This is a genomic window from Actinopolymorpha sp. B9G3 (assembly GCF_040120725.1).
Taxonomy (GTDB): Bacteria; Actinomycetota; Actinomycetes; order Propionibacteriales; family Actinopolymorphaceae; genus Thermasporomyces.
Genome location: NZ_JBEEAB010000002.1, coordinates 252,761 through 277,847 on the forward strand (window position 1 = coordinate 252,761; position 25,087 = coordinate 277,847).

The following is a 25,087-nucleotide window of genomic DNA, read 5'->3' on the forward strand; positions in this document are numbered from 1 at the left end:
GGTGATCTCGTTGCGCCACCTGGACCTCTCGCTCTACCTCGTCACCGACACGAGGTTGTGTGGCGGTACGCAAGGTGTGGTTGACACCGTGCTGGCCGCTGTGACCGGTGGCGTGACGGCTGTCCAGCTACGCGACACCCACGCGAACGCCCGCGCGCTCGTGGCCCTAGCCCGTCGCCTGCGCGAAACCCTCTCTGAGACAGGCGTTCCGCTGATCGTCAACGATCGCGCGGACGTTGCGGCAGCGGCGGGTGCTGACGGAGTCCATGTCGGGCAGGAGGACCTTCCGGTCGAGGTCGCGCGGGCGCTCCTTGGTCCGGACGCCTTCGTGGGCTTGTCGATCCAGCGGCCGGATCAGCTCGCCGCGGTGCGTGAGCTGGCGGCGGGCGCCGTCGACTACCTCGGTGCCGGACCGGTCCTTCCGCAACGTACCAAGGGCGACGCCGCTGCTCCGATGGGCCTCGACACGCTGGCAGAGGTCGTCCGCGGAGCATCCTTGCCGGTCGTCGCGATCGGCGGGATCGACGCCGACAACGCTGCCGCTGTCCGGGCGACCGGGGTGGACGGCATCGCTGTCGTCAGCGCGATCTGCGGGACGCCGGACCCGGCCGCGGCGGCCCGAGCCCTGCGAAACTGCCTTGCCGTGAAGGAGGTTCGATGACACCGGCGTTGCGGACAACGCCCGACCCGGAGCGGCCAGGGGCTACGCCACCCCCGGTCGCGTTGACGATCGCGACGAGCGATCCTTCCGGTGGTGCCGGGATCCAGGCCGACCTCAAGACGTTCTCGGCACTCGGTGCCTACGGCACGGCTGTGCTGGTCGCCCTCACCGCACAGAACACCCGGGGCGTGACCGGTATCCAGGTGATCCCTACCGCGTTCATCGCCGAGCAGCTCGACACGCTGTTCGCCGACGTCTCCGTCGACGCGGTGAAGATCGGCATGCTGGCGAACGCCGCGGTGATCCGTACCGTCGCGGACGCTCTCGTCCGGCTTCGACCGCCGTGCATCGTTCTCGACCCGGTGATGGTGGCGGCGAGCGGCGACCGGTTGCTGGAACCCGACGCTGTCGCCGATCTGCGCGACCGGTTGCTGCCGCTGGTCGACCTCGTGACCCCCAACATCCCCGAGGCGGCCACGCTGCTGGCCCGCCCGCCTGCACAGAGCGTGGACGAAGCGGAAGAGCAGGCACGGGACCTGCGGCGCATGGGCGCGCGGAGGGTGCTGCTCAAGGGTGGCCACCGGCTGGACTCCGACGAGTCCACCGACGTGTACGTCGACGCCGAACGCACCCACCTGTTCAACGCCCCACGGATCAGGACCAGGCACACGCACGGCACCGGCTGCACGCTGTCGTCGGCGATCGCGGCGCTGCGACCCCAGCGTCCGGGCTGGCCGGAGGCGATCGGAGACGCCAAGGCCTACCTCACGGAGGCGATCGCCGCGGCCGACACGCTCGCTGTGGGTACCGGCAACGGACCCGTGCACCACTTCCACCACTGGTGGGGAAACCGTGACGCCGCCTCCTGATGCCGCTCCCGACCCGGCGCACAGTACGACGGACAGTACGGCGGGCAGTACGACGTTCAGTGCCGCGGCGTGGACCGCGAGCGCCGTGACCCGCGAGGCGATCGACGCGCTGCCGTTCGTCCGCGGGCTGGGGGACGGCTCGCTGGACCGCGACCGGTTCGTCTACTACCTCGCCCAGGACGCGCACTACCTCGAGAACTACGCACGGGCGCTGGCCACGGCGGCGGTCAAGGCGGAGACGGTCGACGACCTGGCTTTCTTCGCCGGCTCGGCCAGGGACTCGATCCTCGTCGAGCGTGACCTGCACCGCCGCCACGTCGGCGACATCGGCCGGCACCCGGCGAGCCCGACCTGTCTGGCGTACACGTCGTACCTCCTGGGCGTCGCACACACCCAGGGTTACCCGGAGCTGGTGGCCGCGCTGCTGCCGTGCTTCTGGATCTACTCCGACGTCGGTACGCGGCTGCTGGAGCGGGCTGGGGCGTTGCGGGGGCATCCGTACGCCGACTGGATCGGGATGTACGCGGACGAGTCGTTCACCGCCGCGACCTCGACGGCACGGGCGATCGCCGACCGGGTGGCGGCCGGCGCCGGCGAGCCGACCCTGCGCCGGATGCACGCGGCCTTCGCCCGGGCGGCGACCTTCGAGTGGATGTTCTGGGACGCCGCCTGGCGCCGGGAGACCTGGCCCGCCTAGCACCGCGAGCCGCGGGCGCCGGGGAATGATCACGTTTACGTGATCATTCCCAACGACGCGGCAAAAGTCGACGTGCTTCGTTGGTACTTGCCGTGCATCGTCGGGAGCTCAGAGGGGCTCTTGTCGCGAACGTCGTGCTCGCCGCCCACGTGCCGGAGACGGTTATTACTCTGGAGGGCGATGGATGCCACGCCTTCCCCTGTCTACCTCGACCACGCCGCGACGACTCCGATGCTGCCCGAGGCCGTCGCGGCGATGGCTGCCCAGCTCCCGCGGCTGGGCAACGCGTCGTCCCTGCACGCGTCCGGCCGCGCGGCCCGGCGGGTCGTCGAGGAGTCGCGCGAGACGATCGCCCGGGCCCTGGGCGCCCGGCCGTCGGAGATCGTCTTCACCGGTGGCGGCACCGAGGCCGACAACCTCGCCGTCAAAGGCCTCTACTGGTCCCGTCAGGCCGCCGACCCGCGTCGGCGCCGGATCCTCGCGAGTGCGGTGGAGCACCATGCGGTCCTCGATGCGGTCCAGTGGTTGGCCGGCCACGCTGGCGCCGAGGTCGAGTGGCTGCCGGTCGACGTCGTGGGCCGGGTCGACCTCGACGCCGCCGTCGCGAGCGTGGAGCGGGATCCCACCTCCGTCGCGTTCATGACGGTGATGTGGGTCAACAACGAGGTCGGTACGGTCCAGCCGGTGTCCGAGCTCGCCGCACTCGCCCGCCGGCACGAGATCCCCTTCCACACCGACGCGGTCCAGGCCGTCGGCCAGCTGCCCGTCGACTTCACCGCCACCGGACTCGACGCCATGACGGTGACCGGGCACAAGGTGGGCGGTCCGATCGGTGTCGGCGCGCTCGTCGTACGCCGGGAGATCGACCTCATGCCCCTCCTGCACGGCGGGGGACAGGAACGCGACGTCCGGTCGGGCACGCTCGACGTTCCCGCGGTCGCGGGGTTCGCCACGGCGGTGGAGTTCGCGACGTCACGGCACGTCGAGCTCGGGCGCACTCTGGCAGGTCTGCGGAACGAGCTCGTCCGCCAGGTCCTCGCCGAGGTGCCCGACGCCGAACTCAACGGCGAGCCGCTCGCCACGGACCAGCGCCAGCCGGCTGGCGAGACGCGCCGACTGCCTGGTAACGCGCACTTCTCTTTCCCCGGCTGTGAGGGTGACTCGCTGCTGCTCCTGCTCGACGCGCGCGGGATCGAGTGCTCCACCGGTTCGGCGTGCTCGGCCGGAGTCGCCGAGCCGAGCCACGTCCTGATCGCGATGGGACGGGACGAGGAGCGGGCCCGCGGATCGCTGCGGTTCAGCCTCGGCCACACCTCGACGCGCGCCGACGTCGACGCCCTGGGCACCGCGATCGGACCCGTCGTCGAGCGTGCCCGCGCCGCCGGGCTGGTCAACGCAGTCAACACCGCAGGCGTACACGAGCGGGTCACGGGCACGACGACCGGAGGAGAACGCTGATGCGGGTGCTGGCGGCGATGTCCGGCGGAGTCGACTCGGCGGTCGCGGCGGCGAGGGCGGTCGAGGCGGGCCATGACGTCACCGGCGTCCATCTCGCGTTGTCGCGCAACCCGCTGTCCTTCCGCACTGGAGCCCGCGGCTGCTGCACTCTGGAGGACTCCCGCGACGCCCGCCGGGCCGCTGACGTGCTCGGGATTCCGTTCTACGTCTGGGATCTCGCCGAGCGTTTCCAGGCCGACGTGGTTGACGACTTCGTGACGGAGTACGCGGCCGGACGCACGCCCAACCCGTGCGTACGCTGCAACGAGAAGATCAAGTTCACGGCGGTGCTCGACCGGGCGCTCGCGCTCGGCTTCGACGCCGTGTGCACCGGCCACTACGCACGCCTCGTCGACGGTGCGGACGGACCAGAGCTGCACCGGTCGGTCGACCCGGAGAAGGACCAGTCCTACGTCCTCGGCGTGCTGACTGCCGACCAGTTGGCGCACGCGATGTTCCCGCTGGGTGGCTCCCACAAGACCGACGTACGCGACGAGGCGGCGGCACGAGGGCTCGCCGTCGCGGAGAAGCCCGACAGCCACGACATCTGCTTCGTCGCCGACGGTGACACTTCCGGCTTCCTCTCGCGCGAGCTGGGTGAGCGGCCCGGCACGGTCGTCGACGAGGACGGCACCGTGCTCGCCCGCCACGACGCGTCGTACGCCTTCACCGTCGGGCAGCGGCGCGGCCTGCACCTCGACCGGCCCGCCGCCGACGGCCGCCCGCGCTACGTCCTGTCGATCGAACCGGTGAGCCGCACGGTCACGGTCGGCCCGCGCGAGCGGCTCGCCGTGCGAGCGCTCGCGGGCACCCAGCCGCGCTGGTGCGGGTCGAAGCCGGCCGGTGTGGTGCGCTGCCGGGCCCAGATCCGCGCCCACGGCGAGGCGTTCGCGGCGCGGGCGTGGCTCGACGGCGAGACGCTCCGCGTCGACCTCGCCGACCACGCCGTAGGTGTCGCGCCCGGGCAGTCGGTCGTGCTCTACGACGAGAGCCGGGTCATCGGCTCCGCGACGATCGCCGACACCGTTCCGGCCGCGGCGGCGGCCGACTCGTAGCCTGTGCGTCGTGCCCAACGACATCGAGGTTCCTTGGCGCCCGGGTTCGGCGACCGGCGTGGGTTCGTTGCCCTTCTCCGACCCGTCGGAGGCGGCGAGGGTCGTCCTCGGAGAGCTGCCGGACCTTCCGCACCTGCCGGAGCTTCCGGGGCGCGGACCCGGCGCGGACATGGTGGGCCGCGCATGCGGCCTGCTCGTCGAGTTGGCGGTCGACCTGCAGCCCGCCGGCTGGCGGCTCACGACGGGAGAGGGACTGGACCAGGGCCGCGGCCGGTCGATGCTGGCACAGGACCTCGACGCGCTGGAGGAACTGGCCCAGGGTTACTCCGGGCCGCTGAAGGTGCAGGTCGCCGGACCGTGGACGCTGGCCGCATGCGTCGAACGCCCGCGCGGGGGCCGCGTCCTCGGTGACCCGGGCGCCCGGCGTGACGTCGCACAGTCGCTGGCCGAAGGGCTTTCCGGTCACCTGGTGGAGGTCCGGGGGCGGGTACCCGGGGCCGAGCTCGTCGTCCAGCTGGACGAACCTTCCCTGCCGTCCGTCCTGGCGGGTTCCGTCCCGACCGCTTCCGGGTTCTCCCGTTATCGGACGGTCGAGGAGTACGAAGTCCTCGAGTTGCTCCGCGGTGTCCTCGACCGGGTGGCGGGCGACGGGGCTCTCCCGGTCGTCCACTCCTGCGCGGCCGGTGTTCCGTTCGACCTGCTGGTGCGGGCAGGGGCGCGTGGGGTGTCCTTCGACCTGAGCCGGGTGCGGGAGCGCGATCTCGACGCGCTCGGCGCGGCGGTCGACGGCGGGGTGGCGCTGCTGGTCGGTGCCGTGCCGGCTACGCGTCCGGCGTCCGCGGCCGGCGCGGCGACGGGCGCTGCGACCGGGGGCAAGGGCGCGGGACCGTCGGACAGCGACGTGGCGCGTTCGGTGACGGTCTTGTGGCGACGGCTCGGCTTCGCCGCCGACGAAGCCGCCCGCGGCTGCGTGGTGACACCCTCGTGCGGCCTTGCGGGCGCCGACCCGGCATGGGCGCGCACGGCGATGGCGCTGGCGCGCGACGCCGCGGCTCATCTGCGTACGGCCTGATCACCGCACCTCGCCCGGCCAGCTGCCGCTCTGCCACCTGACCGGCCGGAAACCTCGCAGACGTCCGGCGTGAACTGGGGCGATGGGCAGCGGCCATGTCGGACCGCGGCGGTAGGTTGCTGCCATGAGCAAGCGGACCGCCGAGCCGTCCAGCAAGGCACGTGAACGGCACACCACCCTCGCGCAGGAGGTCGAGGAGCACAACTACCGCTACCACGTGCTCGACCGCCCGACGATCTCCGATGCCGACTACGACGCCCTCATGCGGGAGCTGCGCGACCTCGAGGACGCCCACCCGGAGCTGCGTACCCCCGACTCGCCCACCCAGAAGGTCGGCGCCACCTGGTCGGCCGACTTCGCCCCGGTCGACCACCTCGAACGCATGATGTCGCTCGACAACGCGTTCAGTCTGGAGGAGCTGCGCGCCTGGGCCGCCCGGGTCGAGCGCGAGATCGGCACCGAAGCGGAGTATCTCTGCGAGCTGAAGGTCGACGGCCTCGCCGTCGACCTCGTCTACGAAGGCGGGCGTCTGGTCCGCGGAGCCACCCGAGGCGACGGCCGGACCGGAGAGGACGTCACCGTCAACGTACGGACGATCGACTCCATCCCGACCCGGTTGGCCACCAGCGCAGACGGGTCGATGCCGCCCGATGTGTTGGAGGTCCGCGGCGAGGTCTACTTCCGCCTCCGTGACTTCGAGGAGATCAACGCGGGGCTCGTCGAGTCCGGCAAGGCACCGTTCGCCAACCCGCGCAACTCCGCGGCCGGAACGCTGCGCCAGAAGGATCCCCGGATGACTGCCCAGCGGCCGCTGCGGTTCGTCGCCCACGGGATCGGCAAACGCGACGGGTGGGTGCCGGCCCGGCTCTCGGAGGCGTACTCCAGCCTGCGCGACTGGGGCGTCCCCGTCAGCGACCACGTGCGGGTCCTCCGCACGCTGGAGGAGGTCGACGCCTACGCCCGCGAGTTCGGCGAACGCCGGCACGACCTCGACCACGAGATCGACGGCGTGGTCGTCAAGGTCGACCAGGTGCCGCTGCAGCGCCAGCTCGGCTCGACCTCACGGGCGCCACGGTGGGCGATCGCGTTCAAGTTCCCACCCGAGGAGGTCAACACCAAGCTGCTCGACGTCCGGGTCAACGTCGGCCGGACCGGGCGAGTCACGCCGTACGGCGTGATGGAGCCGACCAAGGTGGCCGGGTCGACGGTCGAGTACGCCACGCTGCACAACGCCCAGGAGGTCAAGCGCAAGGGCGTCCTCATCGGCGACACGGTGGTGCTGCGCAAGGCCGGTGACGTGATCCCCGAGATCGTCGGGCCGGTCGTCGACCTGCGGGATGGTTCCGAACGTGAGTTCGTGATGCCGAGCAAGTGCCCGGAGTGCGGCAGCCCGTTGCGGCCGGAGAAGGAGAGCGACGTCGACCTGCGCTGTCCCAACACCCGGTCATGCCCGGCGCAGCTGCGGGAGCGCCTGTTCCACCTGGCGGGGCGGGGGGCGTTCGACATCGAGGTGCTCGGCTACCAGGCCGGCACCGCCCTGCTCGACGAAGGGTTGATCCATGACGAGGGCGACCTCTTCGCGCTGACTCCCGAGCAGCTCGAAGGCTCGGAGTTCTTCACCACGAAGTCCGGCGAGCTCTCGGCCAATGCCAAGCGGCTGTTCCTCAACCTCCGGGCGGCCAAGACCCGCCCCCTGTGGCGGGTGCTCGTCGGGCTCTCCATCCGGCACGTCGGGCCGACGGCGGCGCAGGCGCTGGCCCGGACCTTCGGCGATCTCGACCGGATCGCGGCGGCGAGCGAAGAGGAGTTGGCCGCCGCGGAGGGTGTCGGTCCCACCATCGGGGCGTCGCTCGTGGAGTGGTTCGCGGTCGACTGGCACCGCGAGATCGTCGAGAAGTGGCGGGCGGCCGGCGTCCAGCTGCGCGAGGAGATCGAGCAGGGTCCACGGCCGCTCGAGGGCGTCACGGTCGTCGTCACCGGCAGCCTCGAAGGCTTCTCCCGCGACGAAGCAACCGAGGCGATCACGGCACGGGGTGGCAAGGCGTCGGGCTCGGTGTCGAAGAAGACCGGCTTCGTCGTCGCCGGTGACAACCCCGGATCGAAATACGACAAGGCCCGCGACCTCGGCGTACCCATCCTCGACGAGGCAGGCTTCCAGGTGCTCCTGGACGACGGCCCCGACGCCGCCCGCGAACACGCACTTCCCGCGGAGTAGCCGCAGGTCGGGCTACTCCTCAGACGCCAGTGCCATGACGCTCTGGGAGAGGGCGGCGAGGTAGGCGAGCCGGGCCAGCTCCGAGTCGAGGATGTCGGGGCCGCCGTACCTTCCGACGACCAGAGCCCGGCACGGCTGGCCGAGGGGCACCGCGGCCGCCGCGACGTAGCGCCACCCGTGGCCCTCCCACTCGGCAGGAATGCTCAACCGGCGCGCCGAGGGGAGCGGGAACCAGAACGCCTCGCCCGCTGGGAGTCGTGGTGCCGTCCTCGTCGCATGGACGATCTGTGTGCCCTCGGTCCCTTCACCCGCGTGGACGAGGAACGCCCAGTCCGCCCGGAAGACGGTGGGTGCCTGGTGGACCAGAACGCGTTCGGCGTCGGTGGGTTCCTCGGTCATCGCCTCGATGGCTTCCAGGTCGTGGCGCAGGTTGCCGCCCGCCGCATACCGCGAGAGCCACACCACCCGGACACCGGGCACCGAGTGGCAGGCCGAGACGAGGGCGTCGGCACGTCCACCAAGGGGAAGTTCGACCACGAAGTCGTCGACCGCCGTACCGTCATCTTCACGGCCCATCACGTCGACCGCCACGATGTCGGCACCGGTCTTGCCGAGCGCCGAGGCAACGGTCCCCAGCGCACCTGGTTCGTCAGGGAGTACGACGCGGACGAGGTACACACCATGATTGTCGCAGCGAATGATCGGCGACGTTGTTGCTTCGAGGTCAAGTTCCGTGACGAGTCATGCCGGTGTGCCCGTGGGGAGCCCGATCGGTGGCCCTCCTAGGATTGCCGGACCGGGCCCTGCCTGCGTGATCATGAAATCTCCTCGGCGTCAGAGCACCGCGCAGTCTTCATGATCACCGGACGAGGCTCAGGGCTCGGCACCAACGGCAAGGACAACGCGACGGCAAGAAGGGTCACCACCGTGCCTGCGATCACCCGCGAGGAGGTTGCGCATCTGGCGCGCCTCGCCCGGATCGACCTGACCGATGACGAACTCGACCATCTCGCCCCCCAGCTCGACGTCATTCTGCAGTCGGTCGCCCAGGTAAGTGACGTCGCGGCACTGGACATCCCGCCCACCTCGCACCCGCTGCCGCTCACCAACGTCTTCCGCGCCGACGAGATACGACCCGGCTTGTCCGCCGAGGAGGCCCTGGCCGGTGCGCCACTGGTCGACGGCGAGCCGGCCGTGGAGACGCAGCGATTCCGCGTACCTCGGATCCTCGGCGAGGAGGCGTGATGACCGACCTCACCAAGCTCACGGCGACGCGGATCGCCTACCTGGTCCGCACCGGCGACGCATCCGCGGTGGAGGTGGCGCAGGCCCATCTCGACCGGATCGCCAAGGTCGACGACCGGATCCACGCGTTCCTGCATCTGGACGCCGAGGGTGCGCTGGCGGCTGCGCAAGCCGTCGACGAGAAGCGTGCCGCGGGGGAGCCGCTCGGCCCGCTGGCCGGCGTGCCGCTCGCCCTCAAGGACGTCTTCACGATGAAGGGCGTGCCGACCACCTGCGGATCGAGGATCCTCGAGGGGTGGCGGCCGCCGTACGACTCGACCGTGGTGCGGCGCCTGCGTGCCGCAGACCTCGTGATCCTCGGCAAGACCAACATGGACGAGTTCGCGATGGGGTCGTCGACGGAGAACTCCGGGTACGGGCCGACTCGCAACCCGTGGGACACCGAGCGGATCCCGGGTGGTTCGGGGGGCGGCTCGTCGGCGTCGTTGGCGGCGTACGAAGCACCTCTCGCGATCGGCAGCGACACCGGCGGATCGATCCGGCAGCCGGCGTCGGTCACGGGAACGGTGGGGGTGAAGCCGACCTACGGCGGAACCTCCCGCTACGGCCTGGTCGCCCTCGCGTCGAGCCTCGACCAGCCGGGCCCGTGCGCCCGGACCGTGCTCGACGCGGCGCTGCTGCACGAGGTCATTGCCGGCCACGACCCGATGGACTCGACCTCGATCGACCGGCCGGTGCCGCCGGTGGTCGACGCCGCCCGTGCCGCCGACATCCGCGGCCTGCGGGTCGGCGTGGTGAGAGAGCTCGGCGGCGAGGGTTACCAGCCTGGGGTCGAGCAGCGGTTCCGCGAGGCGGTCGACCTGCTCGGCGAGTTGGGAGCCGAGGTCGTCGAGGTGTCGTGCCCGCACTTCGTCCATGCCCTGGCGGCGTACTACCTGATCATGCCGAGCGAGTGTTCCAGCAACCTCGCCCGCTTCGACGCGATGCGTTACGGCCTGCGGGTCGGTGACGACGGCACCCGCAGTGCCGAGGAGGTGATGGCGTTGACCCGCGAGGCAGGTTTCGGTCCCGAGGTGAAGCGCCGGATCATGATCGGCACGTACGCCTTGTCCAGTGGCTACTACGACGCCTACTACGGCCAGGCGCAGAAGGTCCGCACGCTCATCGCGCGGGACTTCGAGCGGGCCTTCGAGTCCGTCGACGTGCTGGTCTCGCCTACCACGCCGACGACGGCGTTCCGGATCGGCGAACGCGTCGACGACCCGCTGGCGATGTACAAGGCGGACCTCTGCACGATCCCGTCCAACCTTGCCGGCAACGCGTCGGCGTCGTTCCCCTGCGGTCTCTCGCCCGACGACGGCCTGCCGGTGGGGCTGCACGTGATGGCGCCGGTGCTTGCCGACGACCGGCTCTACCGCGTGGGTGGGGCCGTCGAGGCGGCGTACGCCGAACGACGGGGGCATCCCCTGCTCGACGAGGCGCCCACGCTCTAGGGGGTGTCTGATGGATCACGATCGGCTCGCGGCGTCCCGCATCCCGCCTGGCTGCGTTCTCGTCGATCGGCGCACAAGACCAGTGCGCCTTCCTCCTCGGCCTTGCCAGCCGGGCGCGGATACGCGCTCACTGATCGATCGTGATCCATCAGACACCCCCTAGCGCCCGAGGTGTAACAAATGGCGAAGGCCGGCGTCTCTCCTGTGTGATCGAGACGATGAGTGCAGGCACTCGCGACGCTGAGCTGACTGAGCTGTGCCGCGAGCACTGGGTGGGACTCGTCCGGTTGGCGGTGCTGATGGTGGGCGACCGTGCATCGGCCGAGGACGCCGTCCAGGACGCCTTCGCCGGGTTGTACCGCAACTGGGCCCGCTTGCGTGATCCTGCGCAAGCGGTGACGTACCTGCGGTCATCGGTCCTGAATCGCAGTCGCTCGACGCTCCGCCGGCGTCGTGTCGCGTTACGACACGCCCGCCTGCATGAGCCTCCCGTGTGGTCGGCCGAGCACGAGGCCGTGCTGAGCGAGGAGAGACGTGAGGTCTTGCGGGCACTGACGAAGCTACCCGCTCGTCGGCGTGAAGTTCTCGTACTGCGCTTCTATCTCGATCTGAAGGACGCCGAGATCGCCGAGGTCCTGGGAATCAGCCCGGGTGCGGTCCGGACAGCCGCCTCGCGCGGGCTCGCCTCACTCGGCAGGATCCTGAAGGGGGATCGATGAGTCCCATGACTGAAGAGCGACTTCGCGACGCACTCGGTGCCGCGGGCCACACCATCCCTGACGACGCGATCCCGCCGGCACTCTCCGACGGTGGCTGGGCACCGGCCCGACGATCGCGGAGGCTCGCTGCACGGCGGTTCCGGACGTCGAGCTGGCGTTGGCCCACCGTCGCCGTGGCGACCGCCGCGGTGCTGACGCTGGTTGTCGGCCTTCCCGCCCTGATCCTGTCGGCCAGGACCGGCACCGAGGGCGCGTGGACTACCGCTCCAGGCACGATTCCAGCCGCTGACCCACCGCGGTTCTACGTGAGCATCGAGGACTCCGACAAGCTCGCCCGCGTTGTCGTACGCGACTCTCGGACCGGTGCACTGGTCGACACCGCGACCGGCCGGGGGATCTTCTGGTCGGTGGCGGCCGCCCCGGACCAGCGCACGTTCTACGTCTCGAAGCTGGAACGAAACAGCGCCGGCTGCCTGGCTCAGGGAAAGATCGTACGGATCGTGCTGCGGTCCGACGGCGAAACCGCGAGCGTCGACACCGTCGCTGGCACGGTGGATCCCTGGGCCGGCTATGAGGACGTGGCGGTGAGCCCGGATGGGCAGCGCCTCGCGTCCGTCATGAGGTCCTGGAAGGACGACGCTGGATGTACGTCGCGTTCGGGCTGGGCAGCCTACGAGCGGTATCGCTCGGAGTTGCGGGTCATTGACATCCCCTCCGGCGAGCGGCGCGCGTGGGCTTCCGACGACGCGGAGCTCTCGAGTCCTTCGTGGGCTCCAGACAGCAGACGGCTGGTGTTTCTCTGGGGTTCGTCGAGGAGTCCGGGACGATCGCAGGTGTCGAACAGTGGCGAGATCCGAGTGCTGGACACCAACCGCAAGGATGCCATCGACGACGCCGAAAAGGTCACCGACGAAGAGTCCGTGAACCTGCCACGGCTTGGAGAGGGCCTCCTGCGCAACGCGGCGGCAACGTCCGACGGGCAGCACGTGCTCGCGGTGTTCGTCCGTACCGTGGACGTCGAGACCGACGATGCGGCGATGCGGGAGGTCGCGGCGATGGCGCTGGTGAAGGTCGCCGTCGCCGACGGTGCGATCGAGGTCCTCGACGACCAACTCGAGGCCAAGCACGTCGGACGCTTCACCCTCGATGCCTCGCGCCGCCACGTCCTGGTCTCTCCCGAGGAGTCGTACGCGGAGGAAACCCGCCACTGGAGTGTCGGTCGCTACGACAAGGGCACCGTGCGTTGGCTCGACGGCGGCGAACCCTCGCAGGTCTATGCGTGGTGACCCATGGATGAGGGGCGCCCTGATCCAAGAGGTGTTCGTGTGAGGGGCGCCCTGATCCAATAGGTTCGCCGCAGGTGGGCCCTCACACAACGGGCGTTCGCTGTACCGGGCCCCTCATGCCACGGCGCGGGAGCCAGGGGCGGGGGGCTGGATAGGCTGACTTTCCAGAGATCGATCCCTGCCCGATCAAGAAGGACGCTGATGACGACCGGGACCATGCCGAGCCTGCTCGACTATGACGAAGCGGTCGAGCGTTACGACCCGGTGCTCGGGCTCGAGGTGCACGTCGAGCTGAGCACGTTGACCAAGATGTTCTGCGGCTGCCCCACGGAGTTCGGCGCGCCGCCCAACACCCAGGTCTGCCCGGTCTGCCTCGGCCTGCCCGGATCGCTGCCGGTCGTCAACGGCAAGGCTGTCGAGTCGGCGATCCGGATCGGCCTCGCTCTCGGCTGCGACATCGTGGACTGGTGCCGGTTCGCCCGGAAGAACTACTTCTATCCGGACATGCCGAAGAACTACCAGATCAGCCAGTACGACGAACCGATCGCGGTCAACGGCGAGGTCGAGGTCGAGGTCGAGGGGCGTACGTACACGATCGGCATCGAACGCGCCCACATGGAGGAGGACACCGGCAAGTCCACCCACGTCGGCACGAGCGGCCGGATCCACGGCGCCGACTACTCGATCGTCGACTACAACCGCGCCGGCATCCCGTTGATCGAGATCGTGACCAAGCCGATCGAGGGCACGGGCGCGTTGGCGCCACAGGTGGCGCGGGCCTACGTCTCGCAGCTGCGTGACCTGATGCGGGCACTGGGCGTCTCCGACGTACGCATGGAACAGGGCTCGCTGCGATGCGACGCCAACGTGTCGCTGCGGCCGCAGGGTGAGACGCCGTACGGCCTGCGGACCGAGACGAAGAACGTCAACTCGCTGCGTTCGGTGGAGCGTGCCCTGCGGTACGAGATCTGCCGGCAGGGGGCCATCCTCGACGCGGGTGGCAAGGTCACGCAGGAGACCCGGCACTGGCACGAGGACACCGGCATCACGACGTCCGGACGTAGCAAGGAGGAGGCCGAGGACTACCGGTACTTCCCCGAGCCCGACCTCGTGCCGGTCGCGCCGTCGCCGGAGTGGGTGGAGGAGCTGCGGGCCACCCTGCCGGAACCGCCGAGCGCGCACCGCAAACGGCTCGCCGAGGCATGGGGCTTCACCGAGATGGAGTTCCGCGACGTCATCGGCGCGGGCGCCCTGCACCTCGTGGAGGCGACCGTCGAGGCAGGCACGACCCCGGCGGCGGCCCGCAAGTGGTGGCTCGGCGAGCTGGCACGCCGGGCGAAGGAGGCCGAGGTCGAGCTCGAAGCGCTCCCGATCACGCCGCCACAGGTGGCCGCCATCCAGGCCCTCGTCGACGCCGGCACCGTCAACGACAAGTTGGCGCGCGAGGTCTTCGACGGCGTCCTCGCCGGCGAGGGTACGCCCGAGGAGGTCGTCAAGGCGCGCGGTCTCGCCGTGGTGAGCGACGACTCCGCGCTCGGTGCGGCGGTCGACCGGGCGATCGAGGCCAACCCCGATGTGGCGGAGAAGATCCGTGGCGGCAAGGTCGCCGCCGCGGGGGCGCTGATCGGTGCCGTGATGAAGGAGATGCGTGGCCAGGCCGACGCGGGCCGGGTCCGCGAGCTGATCCTGGAGCGCCTCGGCGCCGAGTAGGTCCGGCGCCCTGCGGAAACGTCCTGCACCGTTGCAGTCGGGGCCGATGAGGTCGAGTCGATCTTCGCCGTCGGTGCCGCCATCTACCCTTCGAACTCCTGATCGAAGGGGGATTGCCATGCCACACTGGTGTGAGCGCTCCGCTGGAGGTGTCGCGCAATGGGTGCAATCACGACCGAGGATCCCGACGTGTGGGTCAACCACCCGGGGCCGTGGACCGAGGAAGAGTTCCTGGCACTTCAGGAAAGCCGGTGGGTCGAGCTGGTGGACGGGAGCCTGCTCGTGAATCCCAGCCCGGGCGCTCTCCACCAGGACTGGACGCGCCGGCTGGCCAACTTTCTCGAGGCTGCGGCTCCTGAGACTTTGAACGTTCATTATGAGGTGAACGTCCGGATCGTTCCGGGTCGGATCCGCATTCCTGATGTCGTCGTGACGCATGAGCTGCATCGATCGATGATCTTCGAGGGGAGCCGAGCACTTCTGGTGGCTGAGGTCGTCTCGCCCGGCAGCGGGCGACGTGATCGGGACGAGAAGGCGATCGACTACGCGATGGCGGGAATTCCGTGGTACCTCGTGGTCGAGCCCGATGACGGCGGTCGGCCGGCGTTCTGGCTACGGCGCTTGGAGGTCGAGCGCTACGTCGATCATGCGCGTGCTTCTTGCGGCCAGACCATGCAGTTTCCGGATGTGGGGGCGGAGATCGATCCGGCCCAGCTCGACCGCCGCCACACCTGAACTCAGCGGTCGACCGACGCTACACCTGAGCTCAACGGTCGAGGGACAGCCGCAGGATCCGGTCGTCGCCGTCGCGCGGGTCGCCACGGCCGTCGGTGTTGCTGGTCGTGAGCCACAGTCCGCCCCCCGGCGCCGGTGCCACGGTACGCAGCCGGCCTAGGTCTTCGGTGAAGAACGCCCGCGGCTTGCCGATGACGCGACCCTCGTCGATCTGGATCCGCCAGAGACGTTCGCCACGGAGTCCAGCCATCCACAACGCACCGTCGGCGTACGCAAGGCCCGACGGCGAGGCCTCGTCGGTGGGCCATTGCGCGACCGGATCGACGAACCCGCGCTCGCCCGCGACACCTTCGACCTCGGGCCAGCCGTAGTTCCGACCTGGCCGGATGAGGTTGAGCTCGTCCCAGGTGCTCTGGCCGAACTCGCTCGCCCACAGCCGCCCGTCGTCGTCGAACGCCAGCCCCTGCACGTTGCGATGCCCGTAGCTCCACACCGGCGAGTCGAACGGGTTGCCGGGCGCGGGGTCACCGTCCGGCGTGATCCGCAGGATCTTCCCGCCGAGGGAGTCCAGGTCCTGGGCGAGCGGCTCGTCGGACGCCTCACCTGTGCCGACGTAGAGGAAGCCGTCCGGGCCGAAGACCATGCGGCCGCCGTTGTGGATGCCGCTCCCGGGAATGCCGTCGAGGACCGTCTGGGGGCGGCCGAGCCGGGAACCTGTGTACGGCATGCGTACGATCCGGTTCTCGTCCCCGGCGGTGTAGTAGGCGTACACGAACCGGTCGCGCTCGAAGGTCGGCGACACGGCGATGCCCAGCAGACCGCCCTCGCCGCCCGGCACCACGCCGGGGACGGTGCCGACGGTGGACACCGCGCCGCCGCGGGCGATCCGCTTGATCCGTGCAGTGTCACGTTCAGCCACCAACGCAGCGCCGTCAGGCAGGAAGGCCAGTCCCCAGGGGGACGTGAGGCCGGTGGCGACCGTTCCAGCGATCCGGGGAGCGGGTGGGGGACCGGCCCGGCGGGAGTCCTCGCCCTCGTCCTCAGCTGGCGTGCTCTCCTCGGGAGAGGACGACGCGGTAGCTGTTTGCGACGAATCCGGCGGATTTCCGTTGGTCTCCGGTGCGGGGTCGTCCGCGCAGGCGCCGAGCAGGCCAAGTGCCGTGGTCGCGACGACGGCGACGATGACATGACGCACTGGTGGCTCCTCGATGTGTGAAACGTGCCCTCGCTGCGGATAGTCTCATGGCCCGTGGAGAGCAGGCAGAGTGTCCGGCGTCCGGCGTCCCCACCCGCGCGGGTCTGGCTTCCCGAGCCACCTGCCGTCTATTCCGGGTTGCCCGACGGTTTGGTGATCGACGTCTACGACGGTAGCGCTGAGCCGCCGGAGTCGCTCGCGGGAGTGACCTTCTACGTACCGCCGTACATGGCCGGACCCCACACGGTCGAACTGGTCGCCAGCATGCCCGCGCTCGAGGTGGTGCAGACCCTGACCGCGGGCGTGGAGAACGTACGCCCGCACCTCGGCGAAGGCGTCACCCTCTGCAACGCGCGTGGTGTCCACGACGCCAGTACCGCGGAGCTCGGGGTGGCGCTGATCCTCGCGTCCCTGCGGGGGATCCCCGAGTTCGTCCATGCGCAGACCGAGCACCGGTGGGCGGACGGTCGAAGGCAGGCCCTTGCCGACAAGCGGGTCGTGGTCCTGGGTGCCGGGTCGATCGGACAGGCGCTGGCCCGTCGGCTGGCCCCCTTCGAGTGCGAGGTGACCCTGGTCGGGCGTACGGCACGGGGCGGCGTCGCGGGCGCAGCGCAGCTGGCCGACCTGTTGCCCGCGGCCGACGTCGTCGTCCTGCTCGTACCGATGACGGACGAGACCCGCGGCATGGTCGATGCGAAGTTCCTCGCCCAGCTGAAGGACGGCGCTCTGCTGGTCAACATCGCGCGCGGGCCGATCGTGCAGTCCGACGCTCTGCTCGCCGAGCTGTCGAGCGGGCGGTTGCGCGCCGCGGTCGACGTGACCGATCCGGAGCCCTTGCCTGCAACGGATCCGCTCTGGGACGCGCCCGGGCTGCTGCTGAGTCCACACGTCGGCGGCAACACGTCGGCATTCGTTCCCCGCGGCCGTGCCCTGGTGAGCGCACAGCTGCGCCGCTACGTCGCCGGCGAGCCGCTCGCCAACGTCGTCACCGGCTCGTACTGACCCGGATCCGGTGACCAAGGACGGGACCACGCCCACGCTGGAAGGAGCAACCGAGTGCGGAACCGGGTAGCCATCGTCGTGCAGGTGGCGTTGCCGATCCTGGCGGCGTTGCTGGTCGCGCCGTTCTCCGTACGCTTCGAAGGGTTCTGGCCCTGGGATCCGCGGGTCGTCGACCTGGAGGTCTACCAGTACACCGGCCAGGTCCTGATCCAGGGCGGCGACATCCTCACCGCCCGCACGCCGCGCGACGGGTTGGCGTTCATCTATCCACCGTTCGCGGCACTGCTGTGCCTACCCCTCGTCCTCGTCACGCCGGTCCTGCTCAAGGCGCTCTGGCTCGCGGCGGCGGCGGTCGCGGTGGTGGCCGTCGTCCATCGGCTCGGGTTGACCGGTTGGTGGCTCAGCCTGGCGGCCACGACTGCCGTCCTCTTCGTCGAGCCCGTACGGGAGACGCTGGGATTCGGTCAGGTCAACGTCTTCCTGATGGCGATGGTCGTCCTCGACCTCGTACCCGGCCCCCGCCTCCCCCCATGGCGGCGGCGTCTGCTGCCGCCCGGCGTCCTCACCGGCCTGGCGATGGCGATCAAGGTGACGCCTGCCCTCTTCGTCGTCTACCTCCTTCTCGCCCGCCAGTGGCGGACGGCGCGCACCACACTCATCGCGGCAGGAGCGGCGACGTTGCTGGGTGCGGTCCTCATGCCGCGGGAGTCGCTCGCGTTCTGGCAGTTCCTGCTCGCCGGCGACACGCGGACGGGATCGACGTCGTTCCTGTTCAACCAGTCGATTCTCGCGGCGACGTTGCGCTTCGCCGGCAACGGAATGGCCGTCTACTACGCGGGCCTCGCGCTCAGTGCCGTTGTCGCGTTCGCCGGAGCGTGGGCAGCGGCACGCTGGCATGTACGCGGGCAGCCGCTCCTCGCGGTCTCGCTGTGTGGCGTGGCCACCCTGCTCGCCTCGCCGCTGTCGTGGACGCACCACTTCGTCTGGGTGGTGCCCCTTGCCGCGGTGGTCGTCGACCGCGGTCTGCCCGCCCTGGTACGTGGCTTCTCAGCTGCGTTCGTGGTCTGGGTCGCGGCCGCGGAGTTCAAGCATCTGCCCTGGGGTGAGGACGTCGAGCTGACCTACGGTCCGGCCGAGCAGTTGCTCAGCGGTGTGACGCCGATTCTCGGAACGGTTCTCGTGGGGATCGCTCTGGTCGAGGGCCACCGCTCCGCCAAGCGGACCGCACAACATAGTGCCGAGACTGCCGCCGTGTGAGGGCGCCGTACAGTGAGGGGGCGGAGATCCCGTCCCACGTCGCTGCCATCAGCAGCCTCCACGCACCAACTGTGCGGCGAACGAGGAGCCGAACGACCATGACAGACATCAAGCCCCGCAGCCGGGAAGTCACCGACGGGATCGAGCGCGCAGCCGCCCGCGGGATGCTCCGCGCGGTGGGGATGGGCGACGAGGACTGGGAGAAGCCGCAGATCGGCGTCGCCTCGTCGTGGAACGAGATCACCCCCTGCAACCTCTCCCTCGACCGGCTGGCGAAGGCCGCCAAGGACGGCGTGCACGCCGGCGGTGGCTACCCGCTGGAGTTCGGCACGATCTCGGTCTCCGACGGCATCTCGATGGGTCACGTCGGCATGCACTTCTCGCTCGTGTCCCGCGAGATCATCGCCGACTCGGTGGAGACCGTCGTCGAAGCCGAACGCCTGGACGGCACGGTCCTGCTCGCCGGCTGCGACAAGAGCCTGCCCGGCATGTTGATGGCGGCGGCCCGGCTCGACCTCGCGTCGGTGTTCGTCTACGCCGGCTCGATCCTGCCCGGCAGGGTCGACGGCCGCGACGTCACGATCATCGACGCGTTCGAGGCCGTCGGCGCCTGTGCCCGAGGGCTCATCACGCGAGAGAAGGTCGACGAGATCGAGCGCGCCATCTGCCCGGGCGAGGGCGCGTGCGGCGGCATGTACACCGCCAACACCATGGCGAGCGCGGCCGAGGCGCTGGGCCTCGCGCTTCCGGGTTCGTCCGCGCCCCCGGCGGTCGACCGACGCCGCGACGGCATCGCCCGGCGTTCGGGCGAGGCGGTCGTCGAGATGCTGCGCCGAGGGATCACCGCGCGCCAGATCCTCACCAAGGACGCGTTCGAGAACGCGATCGCCGTGGTGATGGCGCTCGGGGGCTCGACCAACGCCGTCCTGCACCTGCTCGCGATCGCCCGCGAGGCCGAGGTCGACCTCACCCTCGACGACTTCAACCGGATCGGCGACAAGGTGCCGCACCTGGGAGATCTCAAGCCGTTCGGGCGTTACGTGATGAGCGACGTCGACCGGGTGGGTGGCATCCCGGTCGTGATGAGGGCCCTGCTCGACGCGGGGCTGCTGCACGGCGACGCGCTCACGGTGACCGGCAAGACGCTGGCCGAGAACCTCACCGACATCGACCCGCCGGACCTCGACGGCACGATCATCCGGGCCATCAAGGACCCGATCCACCGCACCGGCGGCCTCACGATCCTGCGTGGTTCGCTCGCGACCGAAGGTGCGGTCGTCAAGAGCGCGGGCCTGGACGCAGCTGTCTTCGAGGGCCCGGCGCGGGTCTTCGAACGCGAACGCGGCGCCCTCGACGCCCTCGAGGACGGCACGATCCAGGCCGGAGACGTCGTGGTGATCCGCTACGAAGGCCCCAAGGGCGGCCCGGGCATGCGCGAGATGCTTGCCATCACCGGCGCGATCAAGGGTGCGGGTCTCGGCAAGGACGTCCTGCTCCTCACCGACGGTCGCTTCTCCGGCGGCACCACGGGCCTGTGCGTGGGCCACGTCGCGCCCGAGGCGGTCGACGGAGGTCTGATCGGCCTGGTTCGCGATGGCGACGTCGTACGCCTGGACATGACCGCGCGCACGCTCGACCTCCAGGTCGACGCCGACGAGCTCGAACGCCGCCGGAAGGACTGGGAGCCCCTGCCGCCGACCTACACCCGCGGTGTCCTCGGCAAGTACGCCAAGCTGGTGAAGTCCGCCGCGCACGGCGCCGTCTGCGGCTGACGGCTGAGTGGGGGAGGACACATGGGCAAGATCCACGAACGCATCGACGGTCGGCTGCGGACCTTCATCGAAGCGCAGAAGATGTTCTTCACCGCCACCGCGCCGAGCGGGTCGGACGGGCACGTCAACGTCTCGCCCAAGGGGGTCGGCGGCACGTTCGCGGTGATCGACGAGCACACCGTCGCCTACCTCGACATCACCGCGAGCGGCGCCGAGACGATCGCGCACCTGCGGGACAACGGCCGGATCACGCTGATGTTCTGCGCCTTCGAGGGCCCACCCAACATCGTCCGCCTGCACGGGCGAGGACGGGTGGTGTCGATCTACGACGACGCGTACCCCGCGTTGGCCGAGCTCTTCACCGAGCATCGTGGTGCCCGCGCGGTGATTGTCGTGGACGTGCACCGGATCTCGGACTCCTGCGGTTACGGCGTACCCCTCATGGACTACGTGGGGGAGCGCGACCTGCTGCCGCCGCACATGGACCGGAAGGGGCAGGAGGGGCAGGTGGCGTACCGCCGGAAGAAGAACCTGCACAGCATCGACGGGCTCCCGGCGTTCACCGATGATCCGGCGCCCGTGCCGGACGATCCAGGCGCCCCGGAGGGTGACGACATGCGGACCGAACGTCCGGATGTCGAGACACGCGAGGCTTCGGCTTGACGTGAGGGGCGACGGTCAGAGAACGTGCATGCGTGCGTCCACAGATTCTCGTACTCCGACAGCGCGCCGGCTGAGCCCTCACACGGCTGACACAGCCAGCGCGCACCCCTCGTTGCCCGTTCGGGCCGGGGGGTTTTTGTTTCCCCGGCAACGACAACACAGACTTTCGACGACAACACCGACAACGCCGTCGCTACGGAAGGGCGAACGATGAGCGACCAGACGACCGGAGGCCGCACCCCCGGCGCCGCCCACCCGAAGGGCACGCAGCCGACGGGTGGAGCGCAACCGACCGGTGGCCAGATGACGGGCGCGCAGAGCCTGATCAAGGCGCTGGAGTCGGCCGGTGTCGACACGGTCTTCGGCATTCCCGGAGGAGCGATCCTTCCGGCCTATGACCCGCTGCTGGACTCGCACAAGATCCGCCACATCCTGGTCCGCCACGAGCAGGGTGCCGGCCACGCCGCCGAGGGGTACGCACTCGCCACCGGCAAGGTCGGTGTCTGCATGGCGACCTCCGGACCGGGCGCGACCAACCTGGTGACGCCGATCTCCGACGCGTACATGGACTCCGTTCCGATGGTCGCGATCACCGGCCAGGTCCCGGGGAGCGCGATCGGCACCGACGCCTTCCAGGAAGCCGACATCCGCGGCATCACGCTCCCGATCACCAAGCACAACTTCCTCGTGACCGACCCGGCGGAGATCCCGCGGACCATCGCCGAGGCGTTCCACATCGCGTCCACCGGTCGTCCGGGCCCGGTCCTGGTCGATGTCGCCAAGGACGCCCTGCAGGCGATGACGACGTTCTCCTGGCCCACCAGCCTCGACCTTCCGGGCTACCGCCCGGTGACCCGGCCCCACGCCAAGCAGGTGCGCGAAGCCGCGCGGCTGATCACCGAGTCGCGGCGACCGGTGCTGTACGTCGGGGGCGGCGTGATCAAGGCCCGCGCGGCCAAGGAGCTGCGGGTCCTCGCCGAGATGACCGGCATCCCGGTCGTCACGACCCTGATGGCGCGGGGTGCGTTCCCCGACAGCCACCAGCTGCACCTCGGCATGCCCGGCATGCACGGCACGGTGGCGGCGGTGAGCGCGCTGCAGAAGTCCGACCTGCTGATCTGCCTCGGCGCCCGGTTCGACGACCGCGTGACCGGCAAGCTGTCGACGTTCGCGCCGCAGGCGAAGGTTGTCCACGCCGACATCGACCCCGCGGAGATCTCCAAGAACCGCACCGCAGACGTGCCCATCGTCGGTGACTGCCGGGAGGTCATCGCCGATCTCGTGGTCGCGATCCAGGCCGAACACGGCGCCGGTCGCCATGGCGACTACACCGCCTGGTGGCGGCTCCTGGACGACTGGCGGAACCGGTATCCGCTCGGCTATGCCAAGCCCGACGACGGCTCGCTCGCGCCCCAGCAGGTGATCGAGAAGATCGGCCAGGTCGCCGGTCCCGAGGCGTTCTACGTGGCGGGTGTCGGACAGCACCAGATGTGGGCGGCGCAGTTCATCTCGTACGAGAATCCCGGCACGTTCCTCAACTCCGGTGGCGCCGGCACGATGGGCTTCTCCGTTCCCGCCGCGATGGGTGCCAAGGCGGGCCGTCCGGATGCCACGGTGTGGGCGATCGACGGCGACGGCTGCTTCCAGATGACCAACCAGGAGCTCGCCACCTGCGCGCTGGAGAACATCCCGATCAAGGTCGCGGTGATCAACAACTCCAGCCTCGGCATGATCCGGCAGTGGCAGACGCTGTTCTACAACGAGCGCTACTCCAACTCCGACCTGCACTCCACCCGGATCCCCGACTTCGCCAAGCTGGCGGAGGCGTACGGCTGTGTCGGTCTGCGCTGCGAGCGGCCCGAGGACATCGACGACGTGCTCGCGAAGGCGATGAGCGTCAACGACGTTCCGGTGGTCGTCGACTTCGTGGTCCACCGTGACGCGATGGTGTGGCCGATGGTGGCGGCTGGCACGAGCAACGACGACATCAAGATCGCGCGCGACCTGGCACCCGACTGGGAGCACGACGACCTGTGAGTCCGTACGCCCGTTCCGGCGTTTTCGTCTTCCCCACGTTCTAGGAAAGGAACGAAGAGCAGTGTCCCGACACACGCTGTCCGTGCTGGTCGAGAACAAACCCAGCGTCCTGGCACGGATCGCCGGCCTGTTCTCCCGGCGCGGGTTCAACATCGACTCCCTCGCGGTCGGACCCACCGAACACCCGGAGGTCTCGCGGATGACGATCGTCGTCAACGTCGAGGACCTTCCGCTGGAACAGGTGACGAAGCAGCTCAACAAGCTGGTCAACGTGATCAAGATCGTGGAACTGGACCCGGCGACGTCGGTCCAGCGCGAGCTGCTTCTGGTCAAGGTGAAGGTCGACACGCAGACGCGGGGGAGCGTGCTGGAGACGGTCCAGCTGTTCCGGGCGAAAGTGGTCGACGTCGCTCCCGATACGGTGACGATCGAGGCGACCGGCAACTCCGAGAAGCTCGAGGCGATGCTGCGGGTCCTGGAACCGTTCGGGATCCGCGAGCTCGTGCAGTCCGGCATGGTCGCGATCGGGCGAGGCAGTCGTTCGATCACCGACCGTACCCTCCGCTCGCTCGACCGGGCGAGCGAGCGCAGCGCCTGAGGCTTGTGGTAAGAGCACCCCAGAGAGAACGTACGAAGGAGATCTTGTGGCAGAGCTGTTCTACGACGACGATGCCGACCTGTCGGTCATCCAGGGCCGGACCGTCGCCGTCCTCGGATACGGCAGTCAGGGCCACGCCCACGCGCTGTCTCTGCGCGACTCCGGCGTCGACGTCCGCGTCGGCCTGCCGGAGGGCTCCAGGAGCCGGGCGAGGGCAGAGGCGGAGGGCCTGCGCGTCCTGACGCCGGCGGAGGCGTGTGAGGAGTCCGACCTGATCGTCGTACTCGCGCCGGACCCGGCGCAGCGCAAGCTGTACGCCGAGGCGATCGAGCCCAACCTGGTCGAGGGCGACGCGTTGTTCTTCGGGCACGGCTTCAACATCCGCTTCGGCTACATCCAGCCGCCGGCGGGTGTCGACGTGTGCATGGTCGCACCGAAGGGGCCGGGTCACCTGGTCCGCCGGGAGTACAACGAGGGCCGCGGCGTGCCGGTCCTGGTCGCGGTCGAGCAGGACGCGAGCGGGAACGCCTGGCCGCTCACGATGTCCTACGCCAAGGCGATCGGCGGTCTGCGCGCCGGCGGCATCAAGACGACGTTCACCGAGGAGACCGAGACAGACCTGTTCGGTGAGCAGACGGTCCTCTGCGGTGGTGTGTCGGCGCTCATCCAGGCCGGCTTCGAGACGCTGACCGACGCGGGCTACCAGCCCGAGGTCGCCTACTTCGAGTGTCTGCACGAGCTGAAGCTGATCGTCGACCTGATGTACGAAGGCGGGATCGCGAAGCAGCGCTGGTCGGTGTCCGACACGGCTGAGTACGGCGACTATGTCTCGGGGCCACGGATCATCGACGACTCGGTGAAGCAGCGGATGCGGGAGGTTCTGGCCGACATCAAGGACGGGTCGTTCGCGCAGCGGTTCATCGACGACCAGGACGCCGGCGGACCCGAGTTCGCGAAGTTCCGCGCCCAGTCCGAGCAGCACCCGATCGAGGCCGTCGGCCGCGACCTGCGGGCCCTGATGGCCTGGGTCAAGAGCCACGACGACGACTACGTGGAAGGCACTGCCGCCCGGGGCTAGAGCGGGCGGAAGCGCGAACCGCGTTGCGCCTGGGGCGACAATGACCACGCTGCCCATGCTGCTGGTAGCCGGCGCCCGGCATTGACCACGCTGCTGGTAGCCGGAACAGGTGTCGGCACCTGTCCAAAGACCACAGGCATGGGCAGCGTGGTCATCTGTGGCTCCCGGAGAGCCTCATTTTCCACCTCGCCCGGGCGGGTAGCGGGGTGTTTCCGATCGGCGCCGGTGGGT

The 25,087-nt window shown here is 69.8% G+C and carries 22 protein-coding genes; 20 read left to right on the plus strand and 2 right to left on the minus strand.

Annotated elements, in window-relative coordinates:
- The first annotated feature begins 1 nt into the window (after position 1).
- The 7 genes from thiE (at position 2) to ligA (ending at position 8,066) form a co-directional block, all read left to right on the plus strand.
- Complete coding sequence (gene thiE, locus ABNF93_RS04310) at positions 2-661, plus strand: thiamine phosphate synthase (protein WP_349326202.1); 660 nt, start codon at positions 2-4, stop codon at positions 659-661.
- Complete coding sequence (gene thiD / locus ABNF93_RS04315) at positions 658-1,530, plus strand: bifunctional hydroxymethylpyrimidine kinase/phosphomethylpyrimidine kinase (protein ID WP_349326203.1); 873 nt, start codon at positions 658-660, stop codon at positions 1,528-1,530. Before thiE ends, thiD begins: the two co-directional genes overlap by 4 nt.
- The gene (locus tag ABNF93_RS04320; protein WP_349326204.1) at positions 1,514-2,227 is read left to right on the plus strand and encodes a TenA family protein; all 714 of its coding nucleotides are present in this window, start codon (positions 1,514-1,516) and stop codon (positions 2,225-2,227) included. Before thiD ends, ABNF93_RS04320 begins: the two co-directional genes overlap by 17 nt.
- Positions 2,228-2,407: 180 nt before the next feature.
- On the plus strand, positions 2,408-3,685 hold the full coding sequence (locus ABNF93_RS04325) for a cysteine desulfurase family protein (RefSeq protein WP_349326205.1): 1,278 nt from the start codon (positions 2,408-2,410) through the stop codon (positions 3,683-3,685).
- The gene (gene mnmA, locus ABNF93_RS04330; protein WP_349326206.1) at positions 3,685-4,779 is read left to right on the plus strand and encodes a tRNA 2-thiouridine(34) synthase MnmA; all 1,095 of its coding nucleotides are present in this window, start codon (positions 3,685-3,687) and stop codon (positions 4,777-4,779) included. The genes ABNF93_RS04325 and mnmA overlap by 1 nt, the downstream gene beginning before the upstream one ends.
- A 10-nt stretch (positions 4,780-4,789) precedes the next feature.
- Positions 4,790-5,851, plus strand: coding sequence for a uroporphyrinogen decarboxylase/cobalamine-independent methonine synthase family protein (locus ABNF93_RS04335; RefSeq protein WP_349326207.1), 1,062 nt, complete (start codon positions 4,790-4,792; stop codon positions 5,849-5,851).
- Positions 5,852-5,975: 124 nt separating this feature from the next.
- A complete protein-coding gene (gene ligA / locus ABNF93_RS04340; protein ID WP_349326208.1) occupies positions 5,976-8,066 on the plus strand; it encodes an NAD-dependent DNA ligase LigA in 2,091 nt (696 codons plus the stop codon).
- Positions 8,067-8,078: 12 nt separating this feature from the next.
- Here the strand turns inward: ligA and ABNF93_RS04345 are convergent, their stop codons facing one another.
- Entirely contained in the window at positions 8,079-8,744 is a 666-nt protein-coding gene (locus tag ABNF93_RS04345; protein ID WP_349326209.1) for an ACT domain-containing protein, read from the minus strand.
- 249 nt (positions 8,745-8,993) lie between these two features.
- Here ABNF93_RS04345 and gatC point away from each other — a divergent pair, with 249 nt between their 5' ends.
- The 6 genes from gatC to ABNF93_RS04375 all read left to right on the plus strand — a co-directional run bounded on the left by gatC (position 8,994) and on the right by ABNF93_RS04375 (position 15,254).
- Positions 8,994-9,311: an Asp-tRNA(Asn)/Glu-tRNA(Gln) amidotransferase subunit GatC gene (gene gatC / locus ABNF93_RS04350; protein WP_349326632.1), complete on the plus strand. Its 318-nt coding sequence runs from the start codon at positions 8,994-8,996 to the stop codon at positions 9,309-9,311.
- Complete coding sequence (gene gatA, locus ABNF93_RS04355; protein WP_349326210.1) at positions 9,311-10,804, plus strand: Asp-tRNA(Asn)/Glu-tRNA(Gln) amidotransferase subunit GatA; 1,494 nt, start codon at positions 9,311-9,313, stop codon at positions 10,802-10,804. Before gatC ends, gatA begins: the two co-directional genes overlap by 1 nt.
- Positions 10,805-11,022: 218 nt before the next feature.
- Positions 11,023-11,523 carry a SigE family RNA polymerase sigma factor gene (locus ABNF93_RS04360; protein WP_349326211.1) on the plus strand — a complete coding sequence of 167 codons (501 nt, stop codon included), beginning with the start codon at positions 11,023-11,025 and terminating at the stop codon, positions 11,521-11,523.
- A 5-nt stretch (positions 11,524-11,528) separates the two neighbouring features.
- Positions 11,529-12,809 carry a hypothetical protein gene (locus ABNF93_RS04365; protein ID WP_349326212.1) on the plus strand — a complete coding sequence of 427 codons (1,281 nt, stop codon included), beginning with the start codon at positions 11,529-11,531 and terminating at the stop codon, positions 12,807-12,809.
- 201 nt (positions 12,810-13,010) lie between these two features.
- Positions 13,011-14,519, plus strand: a complete 1,509-nt coding sequence (gene gatB / locus ABNF93_RS04370; RefSeq protein ID WP_349326213.1) for an Asp-tRNA(Asn)/Glu-tRNA(Gln) amidotransferase subunit GatB — start codon at positions 13,011-13,013, stop codon at positions 14,517-14,519.
- Positions 14,520-14,678: 159 nt separating this feature from the next.
- Positions 14,679-15,254, plus strand: a complete 576-nt coding sequence (locus tag ABNF93_RS04375; RefSeq protein ID WP_349326214.1) for a Uma2 family endonuclease — start codon at positions 14,679-14,681, stop codon at positions 15,252-15,254.
- A 31-nt stretch (positions 15,255-15,285) separates the two neighbouring features.
- On the opposite strand, the gene ABNF93_RS04380 is transcribed toward ABNF93_RS04375, so the two are convergent.
- A complete protein-coding gene (locus tag ABNF93_RS04380) occupies positions 15,286-16,449 on the minus strand; it encodes a PQQ-dependent sugar dehydrogenase (RefSeq protein WP_349326215.1) in 1,164 nt (387 codons plus the stop codon).
- A 54-nt stretch (positions 16,450-16,503) separates the two neighbouring features.
- Between ABNF93_RS04380 and ABNF93_RS04385 the strand changes: the two genes are divergently transcribed.
- The 7 genes from ABNF93_RS04385 to ilvC all read left to right on the plus strand — a co-directional run bounded on the left by ABNF93_RS04385 (position 16,504) and on the right by ilvC (position 24,856).
- Positions 16,504-17,451 carry a 2-hydroxyacid dehydrogenase gene (locus tag ABNF93_RS04385; protein WP_349326216.1) on the plus strand — a complete coding sequence of 316 codons (948 nt, stop codon included), beginning with the start codon at positions 16,504-16,506 and terminating at the stop codon, positions 17,449-17,451.
- Between the two features lie 54 nt (positions 17,452-17,505).
- A complete protein-coding gene (locus ABNF93_RS04390; RefSeq protein WP_349326217.1) occupies positions 17,506-18,708 on the plus strand; it encodes a glycosyltransferase 87 family protein in 1,203 nt (400 codons plus the stop codon).
- A gap of 98 nt (positions 18,709-18,806) precedes the next feature.
- Entirely contained in the window at positions 18,807-20,480 is a 1,674-nt protein-coding gene (gene ilvD, locus ABNF93_RS04395) for a dihydroxy-acid dehydratase (RefSeq protein ID WP_349326218.1), read from the plus strand.
- Between the two features lie 21 nt (positions 20,481-20,501).
- Positions 20,502-21,143, plus strand: coding sequence for a pyridoxamine 5'-phosphate oxidase family protein (locus ABNF93_RS04400; RefSeq protein WP_349326219.1), 642 nt, complete (start codon positions 20,502-20,504; stop codon positions 21,141-21,143).
- Positions 21,144-21,446: 303 nt separating this feature from the next.
- Positions 21,447-23,180: an acetolactate synthase large subunit gene (locus ABNF93_RS04405; RefSeq protein WP_502877543.1), complete on the plus strand. Its 1,734-nt coding sequence runs from the start codon at positions 21,447-21,449 to the stop codon at positions 23,178-23,180.
- Between the two features lie 61 nt (positions 23,181-23,241).
- A complete protein-coding gene (gene ilvN / locus ABNF93_RS04410) occupies positions 23,242-23,778 on the plus strand; it encodes an acetolactate synthase small subunit (RefSeq protein ID WP_349326221.1) in 537 nt (178 codons plus the stop codon).
- A 46-nt stretch (positions 23,779-23,824) separates the two neighbouring features.
- Positions 23,825-24,856 carry a ketol-acid reductoisomerase gene (ilvC, locus tag ABNF93_RS04415; RefSeq protein ID WP_349326222.1) on the plus strand — a complete coding sequence of 344 codons (1,032 nt, stop codon included), beginning with the start codon at positions 23,825-23,827 and terminating at the stop codon, positions 24,854-24,856.
- The last annotated feature ends 231 nt before the right edge of the window (positions 24,857-25,087 follow it).